The sequence below is a fragment of the Stenotrophomonas sp. FR024 genome, assembly GCF_047500745.2.
In the GTDB taxonomy this organism is placed as follows: Bacteria; Pseudomonadota; Gammaproteobacteria; order Xanthomonadales; family Xanthomonadaceae; genus Stenotrophomonas; species Stenotrophomonas maltophilia_A.
Genome location: NZ_JAXAXM020000017.1, coordinates 1 through 14,628, shown reverse-complemented (window position 1 = coordinate 14,628; position 14,628 = coordinate 1). Strand labels below are relative to the sequence as shown.

Below are 14,628 nucleotides of genomic sequence, written 5' to 3'. Positions count from 1 at the left end.
AATAACAGTTGATCCTGTTCCGTCCGTACCCGTCCGGACGGAAGCGCCGGCCCGGCAAGCAGCCGGGCCGGCGATCACCTCAGTCCGGCAGCGAGAACTGCACCGGCACCATGCCGATGGCCGGCACGGCCACGCCATCACGCTGGGCCGGCTCGAAGCGCCAGTGCCTGAGCACCTGCTGGCGTGCGGCCTGGTCCAGGCTGCGCGAGCCACTGCTGCGCTCGATGCTGACCACCGCCGGCTGCCCGTGGGAGTCCACCTCCACCCGCAACAGCACCGTACCCTGCTCGCGGTTGCGCAGTGCCGCCAGCGGGTAGGCCGGCGGCGGGGCGCTGCGGTACTGCAGCTGGGCGCCGGCCAGAGGCGTGGAGGTATCGATGCTCGGTGCCAGCTGGGGCGGGGCCGGTTCGGCGGCCGGCAGTGCGATGCCCTGGGTCTCCTCCACGGTCGCGGTGGGTGCAGGCAGTGGCGGTGCTACCGGCTGCGTCCGGGGTTTCGGCACCACCTGGACGATCTCTTTCGGCAGGATCGGAACCGGCGGCGTGGGCGGTGGCGGGATCTTCTCGATCAGCCTGACCGCAGTCTTGTCACGTGGGACCTGCACGGCCTGGTAGGTCGCCGGGATCAGCAGCAACAGGAAGGCCAGCAGATGCAGGGCGATGGCCGCGCTCCAGGCGGCAACGCGGGCGGGGTCGAAGTGCGGGGATGCAACGGGATACGTACGAACCATGGTCCACCTCCATGCCAGTGACGAAGTCCTCAACGCACCAGGGCCCGTGGCGGGGTTGCCGCACGCGGCTGGCAGTCCATCAGTAGCGCGACAGGGCAGCCACTGCCTAGAGGCAGGGGGGCGATCGTTGGGCTGGCCTTCAGCCAACGCCGGCTATGGGCATGAAAAAGGCGGATCCCCTGCGGGATCCGCCTTTGTCGGCAATGGCGAACGGGATCAGCGACCCAGTTCGAACACCACGTCCAGGTTGACCGAGACGGTCGATTCACCCGGTGCGACCGGGGTGGCCTTGTCCATCGCCGCGCCGGCCGACATGGCCCGCATCATCGGCATCGGGCGGTAGCCGCCGCCGGCGTTCTCGGAAATGCTGACGATGCGGCGCACCTGCAGGCCCAGCGACTTCGCATAGGTCTGGGCGCGGGCCTGGGCCTTCTTCAATGCAGCCAGGCGGGCTTCGTCGTAGACCGGTTCCGGCTGGTCGATCTCGAAGCTGGGGCCGTTGATCTGGTTGGCGCCCTGCGCAGCCAGTGCATCCAGCACCTTGCCCAGCTTGGCGATGTCACGCACCTTCAGGCTGACCGTGTTGCTGGCCTGGTAGCCGGTGATCTTCGGTGCTTCGTTGTCGGCATAGCGGTACTGCGGATTGAGGCTGACGCCACTGGTCTGCACGTCGCGCTCGGCGATGCCGGCGGCCTTGATCGCGGCCAGTACCTTGTCCATCTGCTGGGCGTTCTGGCGCATGGCGCTGTTGCCATCGGCGGCCTGGGTGACCACACCGGCCGACAGGGTGGCCACGTCCGGCACGCGGGTCGCCTCGGCATTGGCCGAGATGTTCAGCAGGGTGCCTTCGGCCGGGGCGGCGATCGACGGCGACGACGGGGCAGCATGGGCGGTCATCGAGGTTCCAAGGGCGAGGGACAGGGCGAGCAGCAGCGGGGTGGCGGTCAGGCGCATGGAGAACTCCTTGTTGTGCCGTTGAGGGTGGTGTCGTAGCGATGAACGCGCTGTGAGCCCGTTCGGGGTTGCGCACGTTCCGGGACGGGTTGCCGACGATTCAGGTGGCGGCCTCAGGTTATGCTGTGCCGATGCTCTATCTTGCTTCCCGCTCCCCCCGACGCAACCAGCTGCTGGCCCGACTCGGACGCCCCTTCCAGGCCCTGGACCTGGAGGTCGTCGAGCAGCGCGCGCCCGCTGAAAGCGCCGAACAGTATGTCTGCCGGGTCGCCGCCGACAAGGCGCGCGCCGGGTTGGCCCGGGTGCTGGCCGATGACCCGCAGGCGCGCGTGCTCGGCTCGGACACCGAGGTGGTGCTGGATGGCGACGTGTTCGGAAAGCCCACTGACGCCGCCGATGCGCGGGCGATGCTGGCGCGCCTTGCCGGGCGTACCCATCAGGTGATGACCGCCGTGGTGGTGGTCGGCGCGGACGGGCTGGACAGCGAACTGGTCATTTCCGAAGTGACCTTCGCCCCGATCGACGCTGCCGACATCGCCGCCTACGTGGCCACCGGCGAGCCGTTGGACAAGGCCGGGGCCTACGCCATCCAGGGCGGGGCCGAGCGCTGGATCGAACATCTTTCCGGCAGCTACTCCGGCGTCATGGGGCTGCCATTGCTGCATACCGATCGTCTGCTGGCGCGCTGCGGCGTGCCGGCCACAACTGCCGATGCCGCCAGGGAGGCTGCCGATGTCTGAGGAAATCCTGGTCAATGTGACCCCGCGCGAAACCCGGGTCGCGGTGATCGAGAACGGCATGCTGCAGGAACTGCACATCGAGCGCGGTTGGCGCCGGGGTGTGGTCGGCAACATCTACAAGGGCAAGGTGCAGCGGGTGATGCCCGGCATGCAGGCCGCCTTCGTCGAAGTCGGGCTGGAGCGTGCCGCGTTCCTGCATGCCAACGATGTGGTGCGGCCGGCGCCGGTGGCCAGTGCCGATACCGAGAACACCACGCTGCCGCCGCCATCCAGCGTGCCGATCGTCGAGCTGCTGCGCGACGGCCAGGACATCGTGGTGCAGGTGGTGAAGGACCCGATCGGGACCAAGGGCGCACGCCTGACCACCCAGATCAGCATTCCCTCGCGCTACATGGTGCTGCTGCCGCAATCCAAGGTCGTGGGCGTTTCCGCACGCATCGAGGATGAAACCGAGCGCGCCCGCCTGAAGGCGCTGGTGACCGAACTGTCGGCGCAGCACGGGGGCTACGGCTACATCGTGCGTACCAATGCCGAGGGCCAGCCGGCAGAGGCCATCGCCGAGGACATCGCCTACCTGTCGCGCGTTTGGAACGTGGTCGAGCGTCGTGGCCGCGAAGCGGCCTCGTGCAGCAACATCTATGAAGACCTGAGCCTGCCGCTGCGATCGGTACGCGACCTGATCCGCAAGGACGTTGACAAGGTGAAGGTGGACTCCAAGGAGACCTTCGCGCAGTTGCAGGCCTTTGTTGCCAAGTACATGCCGGTGCTGGCCGAGAAGATCGAGCTGTACAGCGGTGATCGCCCGATCTTCGACATGTTCGGGGTGGAGGACGAGATCGGCCGCGCGCTGGACAAGCAGGTGCCGCTGAAATCCGGTGGCTACCTGGTGATCGACCAGACCGAGGCGATGACCACCATCGACGTCAACACCGGTTCGTTCCTCGGCCAGCGCAACCTGGAAGAGACGGTGTTCCGCACCAACCTGGAAGCGGCACAGGCGGTGGCACGGCAGCTGCGGCTGCGCAACCTGGGCGGCATCATCATCATCGATTTCATCGACATGGACGATGCCGAGCATCGCCGCCAGGTGCTGCGCACCCTGGAAAAGGCGTTGGCCCGCGACCATGCCAAGACCACGGTGTACGACTTCTCGCCACTGGGCCTGGTGGAGATGACCCGCAAGCGCACGGTGGAAAGCCTGGAGCGCCAGCTGTCGGAGACCTGCCCGCAGTGCAGCGGCCGCGGCAGCATCAAGACCACCGAGACGGTGACCTACGAGATCTTCCGCGAGATCACCCGTGCCGTGCGCCAGTTCGATGCCGCGCGCCTGCTGGTGATCGCGTCGACCAAGGTGGTCGCGCGCATCACCGACGAGGAATCCGCGGCGGTGGCCGAGCTGGAGGAATTCCTCGGCAAGAGCATCCGCTTCCAGGCGGACGAGCAGTACCTGCAGGAGCAATTCGATGTCGTTCTGCTCTGATCCTCGCCGGCCGCAGGCCGGCGGTGGCCGATGAGCGCGCCGCCGCGCCTGCGACTGCGAAGGATCCGCCGTCATTTCATTGCCGCCTGCGCGGTGGGCCTGGTCGGGCTTGCACTGCTGGTGGGCACCTTCAGCCAGCTGCTGCCGCTGGCCGAGCGCCATCCCGACAGGATTGCCGCCTGGCTGAGTGAACGCGCTGGCCAGCCGGTGCGTTTCGACCAGCTGCAGACCGCCTGGACCCGGCGCGGCCCGCTGCTGCAGCTCAAGGGCCTGCGCATCGGCGCCGGCCAGGGCCTGGCGATCGGCGAGGCCGAAGTGCTGGTATCGATGTACAGCGGCCTGTTGCCTGGCCGGTCGCTGACCGAGCTGCGCCTGCGTGGCCTGGCGCTCGACCTGCAGCAGGGCGAGGACGGTCGCTGGTCGGTACGCGGCCTGCCGCAGGCCGCCAATGGCGGGGACCCGCTGGATGCGCTGCGCCGGCTGGGCGAACTGCAGGTGATCGGAGGCCGCCTGGGCGTGCATGCGCCGGGGCTGGGAATCGACACCACGCTGCCACGCATCGACGTGCGCCTGCGGGTCAATGGCGACCGCCTGCGTGTAGGCGTGCGTGCCTGGGCCCAGACCGAAGCGCTGCCGTTGACGGCGGTGCTGGACGTGGACCGCGTGCGCGGCAATGGCCAGGCCTGGCTGGGCGCCGATCCGGTCGATTTCCATGCCTGGTCGCCGCTGCTGGCGGCCGGCGGTGTGCGCCTGCGCGAAGGCAAGGGCGAACTCAACCTGTGGCTGACCCTGCGCGATTTCGCACCGGTGGCGGTGACCACCGATTCGGACCTGCGTGATGTCCGCATCGATGGCGCACCGATGCCCTCGATGGCGGCTCCGCAGCTGCAGCTGCAGCGGTTGCAGGCACGCCTGCGCTGGCAGCGCCAGGCTGATGGCTGGGCGTTGCAGGTGCCGCGCCTGCGCCTGAAAACCGAAGAGGGCGAGCAGCAGCTCGATGGCCTGCAGCTGCAGCTTGGCAAGCAGCTGCGGGTCCGTTCTGGCGAAGTGCAGGCCGGCACCGCGCTGCGTGCGCTGGCCCTGAGCGATCGTCTCGAACCGGGCCTGCGTCGCTGGCTGTTCCTGTCCAGGCCGCAGCTGGATGTGCGCGAGTTGCAGTTGGCGGGCGATCGCGATGGCCCACTGTGGGCGCAGGGCGAACTGCAGTCGCTGGGCTTCGCCAGCGTGGGCAATTCGCCCGGCCTGCGCGGCCTGGGCGGGCGCTTCGAAGGCGACGCGGATGGCTTCAGCCTGCAGTTGCAGCCGCAACGGCAGCTGCAGTTCGATTGGCCGACCGGCTTTGGTGTGCGTCATGACCTGCATCTGGCGGGACAGGTGGTGGGCTGGCGCGACGAGGGCGGTGGTTGGCGTATCGGTACTGCGGCGATGCGCGTGGAAGGCACCGACTATGCGGCCGACGTGCGCGGCGGGGTCTGGTTCCAGGGGGACAGTACGCGGCCGTGGCTGCAGCTGGCGGCCAAGCTGGACGACGTGCCGATGACCGCGGCCAAGCGCTTCTGGATCCACTCCAAGATGAGCAAGGGCGCCACCGACTGGCTGGACATGGCGCTGGCCGGCGGCCAGGTGCGCAATGGCATCGGCCTGGTCAGTGGCGACCTGGACGACTGGCCGTTCGACAACAACGATGGCCGCTTCGAGGCCACCGGCCATATCACCAACGGTGACATCCGTTTCCAGCACGATTGGCCGTTGATGAGCCAGGTCGACGCCGATATCGCCTTCATCGGCCCCGGCTTCGACATGCATGGGCGCGGCGATCTGGCCGGTGTGGCTGTGCAGAAGTTCGAGGCGGGCATTCCGGATTTCGGGCAGCAGCCGCTGTATGTGCGCGCCGATGCGCAGAGCGAGGCGGGCAAGCTGCTGGCGATGCTGCGGCAGAGCCCGCTGCACAAGGATTATGGCGACACCCTGGACAACCTCACTGCTGCCGGCCCGGCGCATGTGACCTTCGATCTGCTGCAGCCACTGCACCACGATGAAGGTGGCGGCCACCTGCAGGGGACGGTCGATCTGGCCGGCGTGAAGCTGGTCGACAAGCGCTTCCAGCTCGCCTTCGACAACATGCAGGGACAGGCGCGCTACAGCAATGGCGGTTTCGATGCCGAGGCACTGTCGGTGCGCCACCTCGGCCAGGACGGTCGCCTGAGCCTGCGTGCCGGTGGCTACGTGCACGACAGCAGACTGGCCTTCGAATCGCAGCTGTCGGCCACGCTGGATGCTGGCGTGCTGATCGACCGCGCGCCGGAGATGGCGTGGCTCAAGCCCTACATCACCGGAACCTCGCCGTGGACCATCGCGGTCAGCCTGCCCAAGGTCGCTCCAGGGGCGCCTGCGCCGCCCAGCGAGCTGCGGTTGAGCTCCGATCTGGTCGGGACCCGGCTGGACCTGCCGGCGCCGCTGGACAAACCGGCTGCCGAGCCGTTGGCGACCACCGTGGCTGCACAGCTGCCGATGGGGGCCGGCCGCATCGACGTGGCGTTCGGCCAGCGCCTGGCGCTGGCCGCACGCAGCCACAACAACCAGACCGGTGTGCAGGTGACGCTGGGCAGCGACCATGTCGACCGCGAGCCGCCGCCGAGCGGATTGACCGTCAATGGCCGCAGCCCGACCCTGGACGCCCTGGAATGGATCAGCCTGGCGCGGGGTGGCAGTGATGACGACGCCATGCCGCTGCGTGCGGTGGACGTGCAGGTCGGCCAGTTGAAGCTGATCGGTGGCGTGTTCGAGCAGACCCGGTTGCAGCTGCGCCCGGGCGCGCAGGCACTGGATGTGCGCCTGGACGGCCCGTCGCTGGCCGGGCGCCTGACCGTCCCCAATGCAGACGGCGGCACCATCAGTGGCCAGCTCGACCGCGTGCACTGGCAATCCCTGCCGGCGGCTCTGGGTGCACCGGCCGCACCGGCACGGGTACAGGCCGGCGCCAACGACATGGACCCGGCCAAGCTGCCGCCGTTCGCGCTGGACATCGCCGACCTGAAGTTCGGCAAGGTGGTGCTGGGCCAGGCGGTACTGCGTACGCGGCCGCTGGCCAATGGCCTGAACGTGGACGAGCTGCGCTTCCGTGCGCCCGACCAGGAGATCGACATCAGCGGTCGCTGGCTGGGCCGCACCGGTGGTGGCCGCACCGAGCTGACCGCACAGGTGCGCAGCGAGGACCTGGGCGGATTGATGCAGAACCTCGACTACGGCGGCCAGCTGCGTGGCGGTTCCGGCCAGGCGCAGCTGCAGGCCACGTGGAGTGGGGGGCCGTCGGACTTCCAGCTGGGCAACCTGCAGGGCCGCCTGGACCTGCACGCGCGCAACGGCCAGCTGCTGGAGCTGGAACCGGGCGCCGGCCGGGTGCTGGGCCTGCTCAGTGTCACCCAGCTGCCGCGGCGCCTGATGTTCGACTTCCGCGACTTCTTCTCCAAGGGCTTCGCGTTCAACCAGATCGACGGCAGCATGCAGTTCGGCCAGGGCATGGCACGCACCGACAAAGTGCTGATCGAAGGCCCGGCAGCCAACATCACCATCCGCGGCCAGGCCGACCTGCGCAACCAGCAGTTTGACCAGACCATCGACGTCAACCCGCGTGCAGGCAATCTGCTGACCGTGGTGGGTGCGGTCGCCGGTGGCCCGGTGGGGGCGGCGCTGGGCGCGGCCACCAATGCGGTATTGTCAAAGCCATTGGGCGAGATTGGCGCCCGTACCTACAAGGTGACCGGTCCATGGAAGGAACCGAAGGTGGAAGTGATCGAGCGCAGCCGCGACAAGGCTCCGCCACCCGTACCGACACCGGCGCCGGCCATTCCGCCGACCGTCACCGGCCTGCCGCGCTCGCGTTGAGCGCGGCATTCCTGTTCACGGGGCTTGCCTGAGCGCCCCCGCATCCCCAGATCGAGAACCATGACTGATATCGCCCTGACGCTTGCCCAAGACCGCCTGCTGCGCCCCGGCGGCCTGGATACCGCTGGCCTGGAGCGCACCTTCGGCCAGCTGCTCGGCCCCGGTGTGGACTTCGGCGACCTTTATTTCCAGCATGCCCGCCGCGAGAGCTGGAGCGTGGAAGACGGCATCGTCAAGGACGGCGCCCATTCCATCGAGCAGGGCGTGGGCGTGCGGGCGATTTCCGGCGAGAAGACCGGCTTCGCCTACTCCGACGACATCCATGCCGATGCGCTGCTGACGGCGGCGCAGTCGGCGCGTGCGATCTCGCGTGAAGGTGGCGCCCAGTCCGGGCGGTCGCTGCTGCGCGGCAACGCGCGCGCGCTGTACCCGGCGCTGGACCCGATCGATGGCATCGGCAACGAGGCCAAGGTCGAGGTGCTCAAGCGCCTGGATGGCTACCTGCGCGCCGCCGACCCGCGCGTGAAGCAGGTGATGGTGAGCCTGTCCGGCGGCGTCGATACGGTACTGATCGCCCGCAGCGACGGTGTGCTGGGCGCTGACGTGCGCCCGTTGGTGCGCCTGAACGTGCAGGTGATCGTGGAGCACAACGGTCGCCGCGAGTCCGGCTATGCCGGCGGTGGTGGCCGCTACGGGTATGAGGAGCTGTTCGCGGACGGTCGCCCCGAGGCCTTTGCCCGCGAGGCGCTGCGCCAGGCGCTGGTGAACCTGGACGCCGTTCCGGCACCGGCCGGCGTGATGCCGGTGGTACTGGGCTCGGGCTGGCCCGGCGTGCTGCTGCATGAAGCGGTCGGCCACGGCCTGGAAGGCGACTTCAACCGCAAGGGCACCAGCGTCTACGCGGGCCGCATCGGCGAGCGCGTTGCCGCCCCGGGCGTGACCATCGTCGATGACGGCACGCTGGACGGACGCCGTGGTTCGTTGAACATCGACGATGAGGGCCACCCGAGCCAGTGCACCACCCTGATCGAGGACGGCATCCTGGTCGGCTACATGCAGGACAGCCTCAACGCACGGCTGATGGGCATGGCGCCGACCGGCAACGGCCGCCGCGAATCGTTCGCGCACCTGACCATGCCGCGCATGACCAACACCTACATGCGCGCCGGCCAGCACGACCCACAGGAAATGATCCGTTCGGTGAAGAAGGGCCTGTACGCAGTCAACTTCGGTGGCGGCCAGGTCGACATCACCAGCGGCAAGTACGTGTTCTCGGCCACCGAGGCCTACCTGATCGAGGATGGCCGCATCACCGCGCCGGTGAAGGGTGCGACGCTGATCGGCAACGGTCCGGAAACCATGCAGAAGGTGCGCATGGTCGGCAACGATCTGGCCCTGGACGAGGGCGTGGGCATCTGTGGCAAGGACGGGCAGAGCGTGCCCGTGGGTGTCGGCCAGCCCTCGCTGCTGATCGAGGGCATCACGGTCGGCGGTACCCAGGCCTGAGCCGGGCGATGGCCAGCGCCACCGCCCAGGCCGGCGCGGACTCAGTCCTCGTCGGCTTCGTCGCTGTCGACGGGGGCGGCGTCTTCGGCGCTGGCCTTCAGGCCCAGCGCGGCCGGCAGCATCAGGGCGCGCAGCACCTGGAAGATTTCGCGGTAGGCGCGCGGCGGCTTGTTCCTGGCCTTCTCGGCCTGCGCATTGCGCACCAGCGTGCGCAGCTGCTGGCGGTCGGCCTGCGGGTAGTCGTCCAGCAGTGCAGCCAGCGCCTTGTCACCCTCGGCCAGCAGGCGCTCGCGCCAGTCTTCCGCGCGGTGCATCATCGCCACTTCACGGCGACCGGTTTCGCTGTTGGCGTCCAGCGCATCGCGGATCGCATCCAGCGTGGCGTCTTCTTCGCGGCGCATGTGCTTGGCCAGGAACGCCAGCTGGCGCTTGTGGGCGATGTGGGCGGTGATGCGCTTGCACTCGGCGATATGCGGCAGCAGGTCTTCCGGGATCGGCAGGCGTGCCAGCTGGGCCGGGGTCAACGACACCAGCTTCTCGCCCAGGGCCAGGACGTCGAGCGCGTCGCGCCGGTTCTGGCTGCGGCTCTTGTCGTGGAATTCACCGGTTTCTTCGTCGCGTCCGCGCATCGTTCCTACCTGATCTCAAAAAAAGTCGCCCGGCGTGATGCCGGGCCCAACCCGTACAGGATAAAGCATTGAACGTGATCGCCCCTGAAGTCGCTGTCGGCGACGACAGCCTGGCCCGGCTGGAACGGCTGGCCGACCTCTCCCAGCAGCTGCTCGACCGCGCCCGTGCGCTGGGCGCCAGCCAGGCCGAGGTCAGTTGCAGCGAGGATCGTGGCCTGGAGGTCAATGTCCGCCTTGGCGAGGTGGAGACCGTGCAGTCCACCCGTGACCGCGGTATCGCCGTCACCGTCTATTTCGGCCAACGCAAGGGCAGCGCCAGCACCGGCGACCTGAACGAGGCCAGCCTTGCCGCCACGGTCGAGCAGGCCTGTGCGATCGCCCGGCACACCGAAGATGACCCGGCTGCCGGCCTTGCCGAGGCCGCGCTGATGGCCACCGACTTCCCGGATCTGGATGCCTGGCACCCCTGGGCGCTGCAGGCCGACGAGGCGGTGGACCTGGCCCTGGCCTGCGAGAACGCAGGCCGTGAGGCCGATGCGCAGATCCGTAATTCCGACGGCGCCTCGGTGTCGAGCATGCAGAGCCTGTCGGTGTACGCCAATTCGCATGGCTTTTTCGGCCGTGAGCGTGGCACCCATCATTCGGTGGGCTGTGCGCTGATCGCCGGCCAGGGCGATGGCATGCAGCGCGATGGCTGGTACACCAGCGCGCTGGCCCGCGAGGATCTGGAAGAGGTGGGCCTGGTCGGTCGTCGTGCTGCCGAGCGCACCGTCGCCCGCCTGCAGCCTCGTTCGATGGCCACCGGCAGCATGCCGGTGCTGTTCGCCCCGGAAGTGGCGCGCAGCCTGGTCGGCCACCTGCTGTCGGCGGTGTCCGGCGGTGCGCTGTACCGCCAGGCCAGCTTCCTGCTGGACAGCGTTGGCCAGCAGCTGTTCCCGGACTGGATGCAGATCGAGGAACTGCCCCACCTGCGCCGTGGCCTGCGCTCGGCCGCCTTCGACGGTGACGGCGTGGCCACGCGTGCTTCGGCCCTGGTCCGTGACGGCGTGCTGCAGCGCTATGTGCTGGGCAGCTACTCGGCACGCAAGCTGGGCCTGCAGACCACCGCCAATGCCGGTGGCGTGCACAACCTGCAGCTGGCCGCCAACGCGGGCTCCCTGCAGGACATCGCCCGGCAGATGGGCGATGGCCTGCTGGTGACCGAATTGATGGGGCAGGGCGTGAACGGGGTGACCGGCGACTACTCGCGCGGTGCCGGCGGCTTCCGCGTCGAGAATGGTGAGATCCAGTACCCGGTGGATGGCGTCACCATCGCCGGCAACCTGCGCGAGATGTTCAGCAGCATCGAAGCGGTCGGCAGTGACGTCGACCCGCGCTCGCACATCCGGACCGGTTCGATCCTGCTGGGGCGGATGACCATCGCCGGTAATGATTGATGGCGTCGATGGCGTAAGCTATGCCCGCCTGACGCAACCAGCTTGGTGCTGGTGGGTCAAGACCACCCAATGAAAAGGAGTTTTGTCGTGAGCGAATTCGATAACGTCCCGCCGCCGCCGGCCACCACCGACGTGCCGGCCGACCAGCGCACCATGGCCCTGGCCGCGCACCTGCTGGGCATCTTCACCGGCTTCATCGGCGCGCTGATCATCTGGCTGATCAACAAGGATGACGCGGGCAAGGCCTTCGTGACCGACCAGGCCAAGGAAGCCCTGAACTTCCAGATCACCGTGACCATCGCCATGGTCATCAGCATGATCCTGACCATCGTGATCATCGGCGTGTTCCTGGCCCCGATCGTAGGCATCATCAGCCTGGTGTTCAGCATCATCGCAGCGGTCAAGGCCAACAACGGCGAAGCCTACCGCTACCCGTTCGCACTGCGCCTGATCAAGTAATACCGGCGGCATGCGGAATTGAGAACGCCCGGCATTGCCGGGCGTTTTCATGTGCGGGGAGCGACGGGCGGTGCCCGGCGAGCGATCAATGATCGCGTTCGACCGCCAGCGTCGCCAGTGCACGCAGTGCATCGGCCTCTTCGCCATACCCGGCCAGGATCGACTGCATGCGTGCGGCCAGTTCGTGCAGCTGAGCCTTGGCACCGTCCATGCCGAGCAGGGCAGGGAAGGTGCTCTTGTCCTGCGCCTGGTCCTTGCCGGCGGTCTTGCCCAGCTGCTCGGAACTGGCCTCGACATCGAGGATGTCATCGCGTACCTGGAAGGCCAGGCCGAGTGCGTCGGCGAAGCTGTCCAGCTGGGCCAGCTGAGGTTCGTGGGCCTGGCCGCACAGCGCGCCCATGCGCACCGCCGCACGGATCAGCGCGCCGGTCTTCAGGGCATGCATGCGGGTCAATGCCGCCAGCGTCTGCTGCTGGCCGGTGGCATCGATATCCAGCGCCTGGCCGCCGCACATGCCAGCGGCGCCGGACGCGTGGGCCAGGATCTGCAGGCAGGCCACGCGCAGCGTGGCCGGCAGCGGTGCATCGGCCAGCAGGCCGAAGGCACGGGTCTGCAGCGCGTCGCCTGCCAGAATCGCGGTGGCTTCATCGAAGGCGATGTGGGTGGTCGGCTTGCCGCGACGCAGCGCGTCGTCATCCATCGCCGGCAGGTCGTCATGCACCAACGAGTAGGCGTGGATGAGTTCGACGGACATGGCGGCCGCATCCAGGCTTTCCGGCTGCGCACCGAACAGGTGGCCACTAGCGTAGACCAGCAGCGGGCGCATGCGTTTGCCACCGCCCAGCACCGAATAGCGCATGGCCTGGTGCAGGCGCTGCGGCGCTTCGGCAGGCGAGGGCAGCGCGGCGTCGAGCTGGCTTTCGATACGGTCGCGCCAGCGCGCGAACAGAACCTCAGCCGTCATGGCTGGGCGGATCGAAAGGCTCGGATGCTTCCGGCTGCGCCGGATCGCTGAGCAGGCGCACGCGCAGCTCGGCCTGCTCCAGCGCCTGCTGGCACTGGCGATACAGACCGACGCCACGTTCGTAAGCACTGAGCGAAGCTTCCAGGCTCAGCTCGCCGGTTTCCATCTGCTCCACCAGCTGCTCCAGCGATTCGAGCGACTGCTCGAACTGGGCGACCGGGGAGGCGTTTTCGGGGGACTTCTTGGCCATGCGGCAAGTGTGGACGGGCCGCGCGCGGGGGTCAATTCACCAGCCGCCCGGGCGCCACTGCAACTGTGCGCCATGCGCCTGCAGCCAGGCCTGCAGCGGTGCGGCGACGAGCACATCGGCGGCGGCCAGCAACTGCGGGCCATCAAAGATCAGCGGCAGCTGCGCGCGTCGCCAGGGGGCGAGGTGTTCGCGTTGCAGGCAGTCCTTCAACGCGTGCGAATGCTGGCGACCGGGCAGCAGAATGCGCTCACCGCCCACGCGTGCACGGACCTGCAGCGGGCGATCGAAGGCCGGGGTGCCCTGCAGGCGCAGCTGTCCGCCATCGGGCAGTGCCAGCGGTGCGCGTCCATCCCATTCGGCCTGCCACTCGTGGGGAAGCGCAGGCAGCCGGGCCGGCAGCAGGTAGGCGTGGTCGCGCCACTGTTGGATCGCGTGATCGTGCCAGCGCACCCGCGCCTGGCGATCGTTGTCGGCCGGCAGCAGCTCGTCCAGCGCCTGCTGCAGCACGGTGGCCGGCAGCGGTGCCGCACCGTGGCCGGTCACCCAGGCGCGCAGTACGCGCGCGGCGCGCCTGGGTGAGACCTGGCGTAGCAGCTGCAGCGACAGCACGCGTGGAGCGACTTCCAGGTGTGCGATCAGCTCGGCGTCTTCCTCGTCAAGCAGTTCGCGGGTCTGCCCGCAGTGCGTTGCGCTGCCCGCCATCGCCGCAGCGGCATGCGGCCAGCGCTGGCGCAACAGCGGCAGCACCTGCAGGCGCAGGAAGTTGCGATCGGCGTGGTCGTCGGCGTTGCTGGGGTCTTCGATCCAGTGCAGTGCATGCTGGCGGGCGTAGTCGAGGAGTGCACTGCGTGGCACCGCCAGCAGCGGTCGCCATAGAGGCTTTTCGCCAAGGCGGCTGTGCGTGGACATCGCCGCCAGGCCATCGACGCCGGAAGCGCGCAGGGCGCGCAACAGGAAGGTCTCGGCCTGGTCGTCCTGGTGCTGTGCCAGCGCCAGGGTTTCGCCGTCGCGCAGTTCGGCCGCGAACGCGGCGCGTCGTGCCAGTCGCGCGGCACCCTCGGTGCCCAGGCCTGTGCCGTTCTCGACCTGCACGCGTTGCACGGCCAGTTCGATGCCCCAGGCGTCGCATTGCTGCTGGCAGTGCAGCACCCAGTCATCTGCATCGGGCTGCAGCCCGTGGTGCACGTGCACCGCGCGCAGCGCCGTGCCGGAAGCTTGCGCGCAGCACCACAGCCAATGCAGCAGCACGGTGGAGTCGACACCACCGCTGTAGCCCACCAGCAGCGGCGCATCCAGCGGAACGAGGGCAGGGAATTCACTCACGGCGGCAAGTATAGGGTTGGTCGGCAGGGCTGCGCCCTGCACCCGCAGACGCGCAAGCAACGGCAACGGCCGAAGCAACAGCAGAAGCGGGTTTCCTGAGGGTTGGCGGGGTGGGGCCGGTTGCGGGGGCCGCTGCAAGTCCCCCTCCGGGGCCCGGCCCAGCCGCTGGCGGCTGTGCGTTCGGGCGCTTGCGAAGCCGTGCTTCGCAAGCAAAGCGCCCTCACCCATGTAAGCTCGGTCGCCGCTTGCTCGTGTGCGCAGTCCTGCGCACA

12 protein-coding genes are annotated in these 14,628 nt (G+C 68.6%); 6 read left to right on the top strand and 6 right to left on the bottom strand.

Annotated elements, in window-relative coordinates:
* Window positions 1-79: 79 nt before the first annotated feature.
* Window positions 80-730 (bottom strand): energy transducer TonB, encoded by a 651-nt coding sequence (locus tag ACMZ91_RS17050; RefSeq protein ID WP_164080899.1) that lies wholly within the window; start codon window positions 728-730, stop codon window positions 80-82.
* Between the two features lie 216 nt (window positions 731-946).
* A complete protein-coding gene (locus ACMZ91_RS17045; protein WP_006382138.1) occupies window positions 947-1,684 on the bottom strand; it encodes an SIMPL domain-containing protein in 738 nt (245 codons plus the stop codon).
* A gap of 131 nt (window positions 1,685-1,815) precedes the next feature.
* Here ACMZ91_RS17045 and ACMZ91_RS17040 point away from each other — a divergent pair, with 131 nt between their 5' ends.
* Genes ACMZ91_RS17040 through tldD form a run of 4 tightly spaced genes read left to right on the top strand, consistent with a single transcriptional unit; the run spans window position 1,816 to window position 9,295 of the window.
* Window positions 1,816-2,424, top strand: a complete 609-nt coding sequence (locus tag ACMZ91_RS17040; RefSeq protein ID WP_032128990.1) for a Maf family nucleotide pyrophosphatase — start codon at window positions 1,816-1,818, stop codon at window positions 2,422-2,424.
* Entirely contained in the window at window positions 2,417-3,904 is a 1,488-nt protein-coding gene (gene rng, locus ACMZ91_RS17035) for a ribonuclease G (RefSeq protein WP_010482960.1), read from the top strand. The genes ACMZ91_RS17040 and rng overlap by 8 nt, the downstream gene beginning before the upstream one ends.
* Window positions 3,905-3,934: 30 nt before the next feature.
* A complete protein-coding gene (locus ACMZ91_RS17030; protein ID WP_414577661.1) occupies window positions 3,935-7,789 on the top strand; it encodes a YhdP family protein in 3,855 nt (1,284 codons plus the stop codon).
* Between the two features lie 60 nt (window positions 7,790-7,849).
* Window positions 7,850-9,295, top strand: coding sequence for a metalloprotease TldD (tldD, locus tag ACMZ91_RS17025; protein ID WP_414577663.1), 1,446 nt, complete (start codon window positions 7,850-7,852; stop codon window positions 9,293-9,295).
* Window positions 9,296-9,336: 41 nt separating this feature from the next.
* On the opposite strand, the gene yjgA is transcribed toward tldD, so the two are convergent.
* On the bottom strand, window positions 9,337-9,924 hold the full coding sequence (yjgA, locus tag ACMZ91_RS17020; protein ID WP_049462721.1) for a ribosome biogenesis factor YjgA: 588 nt from the start codon (window positions 9,922-9,924) through the stop codon (window positions 9,337-9,339).
* A 68-nt stretch (window positions 9,925-9,992) separates the two neighbouring features.
* On the opposite strand from yjgA, the gene pmbA reads away from it, so the two are divergent.
* Both pmbA and ACMZ91_RS17010 read left to right on the top strand, forming a co-directional pair.
* A complete protein-coding gene (pmbA, locus tag ACMZ91_RS17015) occupies window positions 9,993-11,360 on the top strand; it encodes a metalloprotease PmbA (protein WP_414577665.1) in 1,368 nt (455 codons plus the stop codon).
* An 87-nt stretch (window positions 11,361-11,447) separates the two neighbouring features.
* Complete coding sequence (locus ACMZ91_RS17010; RefSeq protein ID WP_010482972.1) at window positions 11,448-11,819, top strand: DUF4870 domain-containing protein; 372 nt, start codon at window positions 11,448-11,450, stop codon at window positions 11,817-11,819.
* A gap of 85 nt (window positions 11,820-11,904) precedes the next feature.
* Here the strand turns inward: ACMZ91_RS17010 and ACMZ91_RS17005 are convergent, their stop codons facing one another.
* Genes ACMZ91_RS17005 through tilS form a run of 3 tightly spaced genes read right to left on the bottom strand, consistent with a single transcriptional unit; the run spans window position 11,905 to window position 14,356 of the window.
* Window positions 11,905-12,783: a polyprenyl synthetase family protein gene (locus ACMZ91_RS17005; RefSeq protein ID WP_414577667.1), complete on the bottom strand. Its 879-nt coding sequence runs from the start codon at window positions 12,781-12,783 to the stop codon at window positions 11,905-11,907.
* Window positions 12,773-13,033 carry an exodeoxyribonuclease VII small subunit gene (locus ACMZ91_RS17000; protein ID WP_005410522.1) on the bottom strand — a complete coding sequence of 87 codons (261 nt, stop codon included), beginning with the start codon at window positions 13,031-13,033 and terminating at the stop codon, window positions 12,773-12,775. Before ACMZ91_RS17000 ends, ACMZ91_RS17005 begins: the two co-directional genes overlap by 11 nt.
* Before the next feature lie 36 nt (window positions 13,034-13,069).
* Window positions 13,070-14,356 (bottom strand): tRNA lysidine(34) synthetase TilS, encoded by a 1,287-nt coding sequence (gene tilS, locus ACMZ91_RS16995; protein WP_414577669.1) that lies wholly within the window; start codon window positions 14,354-14,356, stop codon window positions 13,070-13,072.
* Between the last annotated feature and the right edge of the window lie 272 nt (window positions 14,357-14,628).

What these genes read in the sequence shown, in the direction of transcription:
- ACMZ91_RS17040 (WP_032128990.1), top strand. Translation starts at nt 1,816, where the DNA reads ATGCTCTATCTTGCTTCCCGCTCCCCCCGACGCAACCAGCTGCTGGCC.
- yjgA (WP_049462721.1), bottom strand. Translation starts at nt 9,924, where the DNA reads ATGCGCGGACGCGACGAAGAAACCGGTGAATTCCACGACAAGAGCCGC.
- rng (WP_010482960.1), top strand. Translation starts at nt 2,417, where the DNA reads ATGTCTGAGGAAATCCTGGTCAATGTGACCCCGCGCGAAACCCGGGTC.
- tldD (WP_414577663.1), top strand. Translation starts at nt 7,850, where the DNA reads ATGACTGATATCGCCCTGACGCTTGCCCAAGACCGCCTGCTGCGCCCC.
- ACMZ91_RS17050 (WP_164080899.1), bottom strand. Translation starts at nt 730, where the DNA reads ATGGTTCGTACGTATCCCGTTGCATCCCCGCACTTCGACCCCGCCCGC.
- ACMZ91_RS17005 (WP_414577667.1), bottom strand. Translation starts at nt 12,783, where the DNA reads ATGACGGCTGAGGTTCTGTTCGCGCGCTGGCGCGACCGTATCGAAAGC.
- ACMZ91_RS17045 (WP_006382138.1), bottom strand. Translation starts at nt 1,684, where the DNA reads ATGCGCCTGACCGCCACCCCGCTGCTGCTCGCCCTGTCCCTCGCCCTT.
- ACMZ91_RS17030 (WP_414577661.1), top strand. Translation starts at nt 3,935, where the DNA reads ATGAGCGCGCCGCCGCGCCTGCGACTGCGAAGGATCCGCCGTCATTTC.
- ACMZ91_RS17000 (WP_005410522.1), bottom strand. Translation starts at nt 13,033, where the DNA reads ATGGCCAAGAAGTCCCCCGAAAACGCCTCCCCGGTCGCCCAGTTCGAG.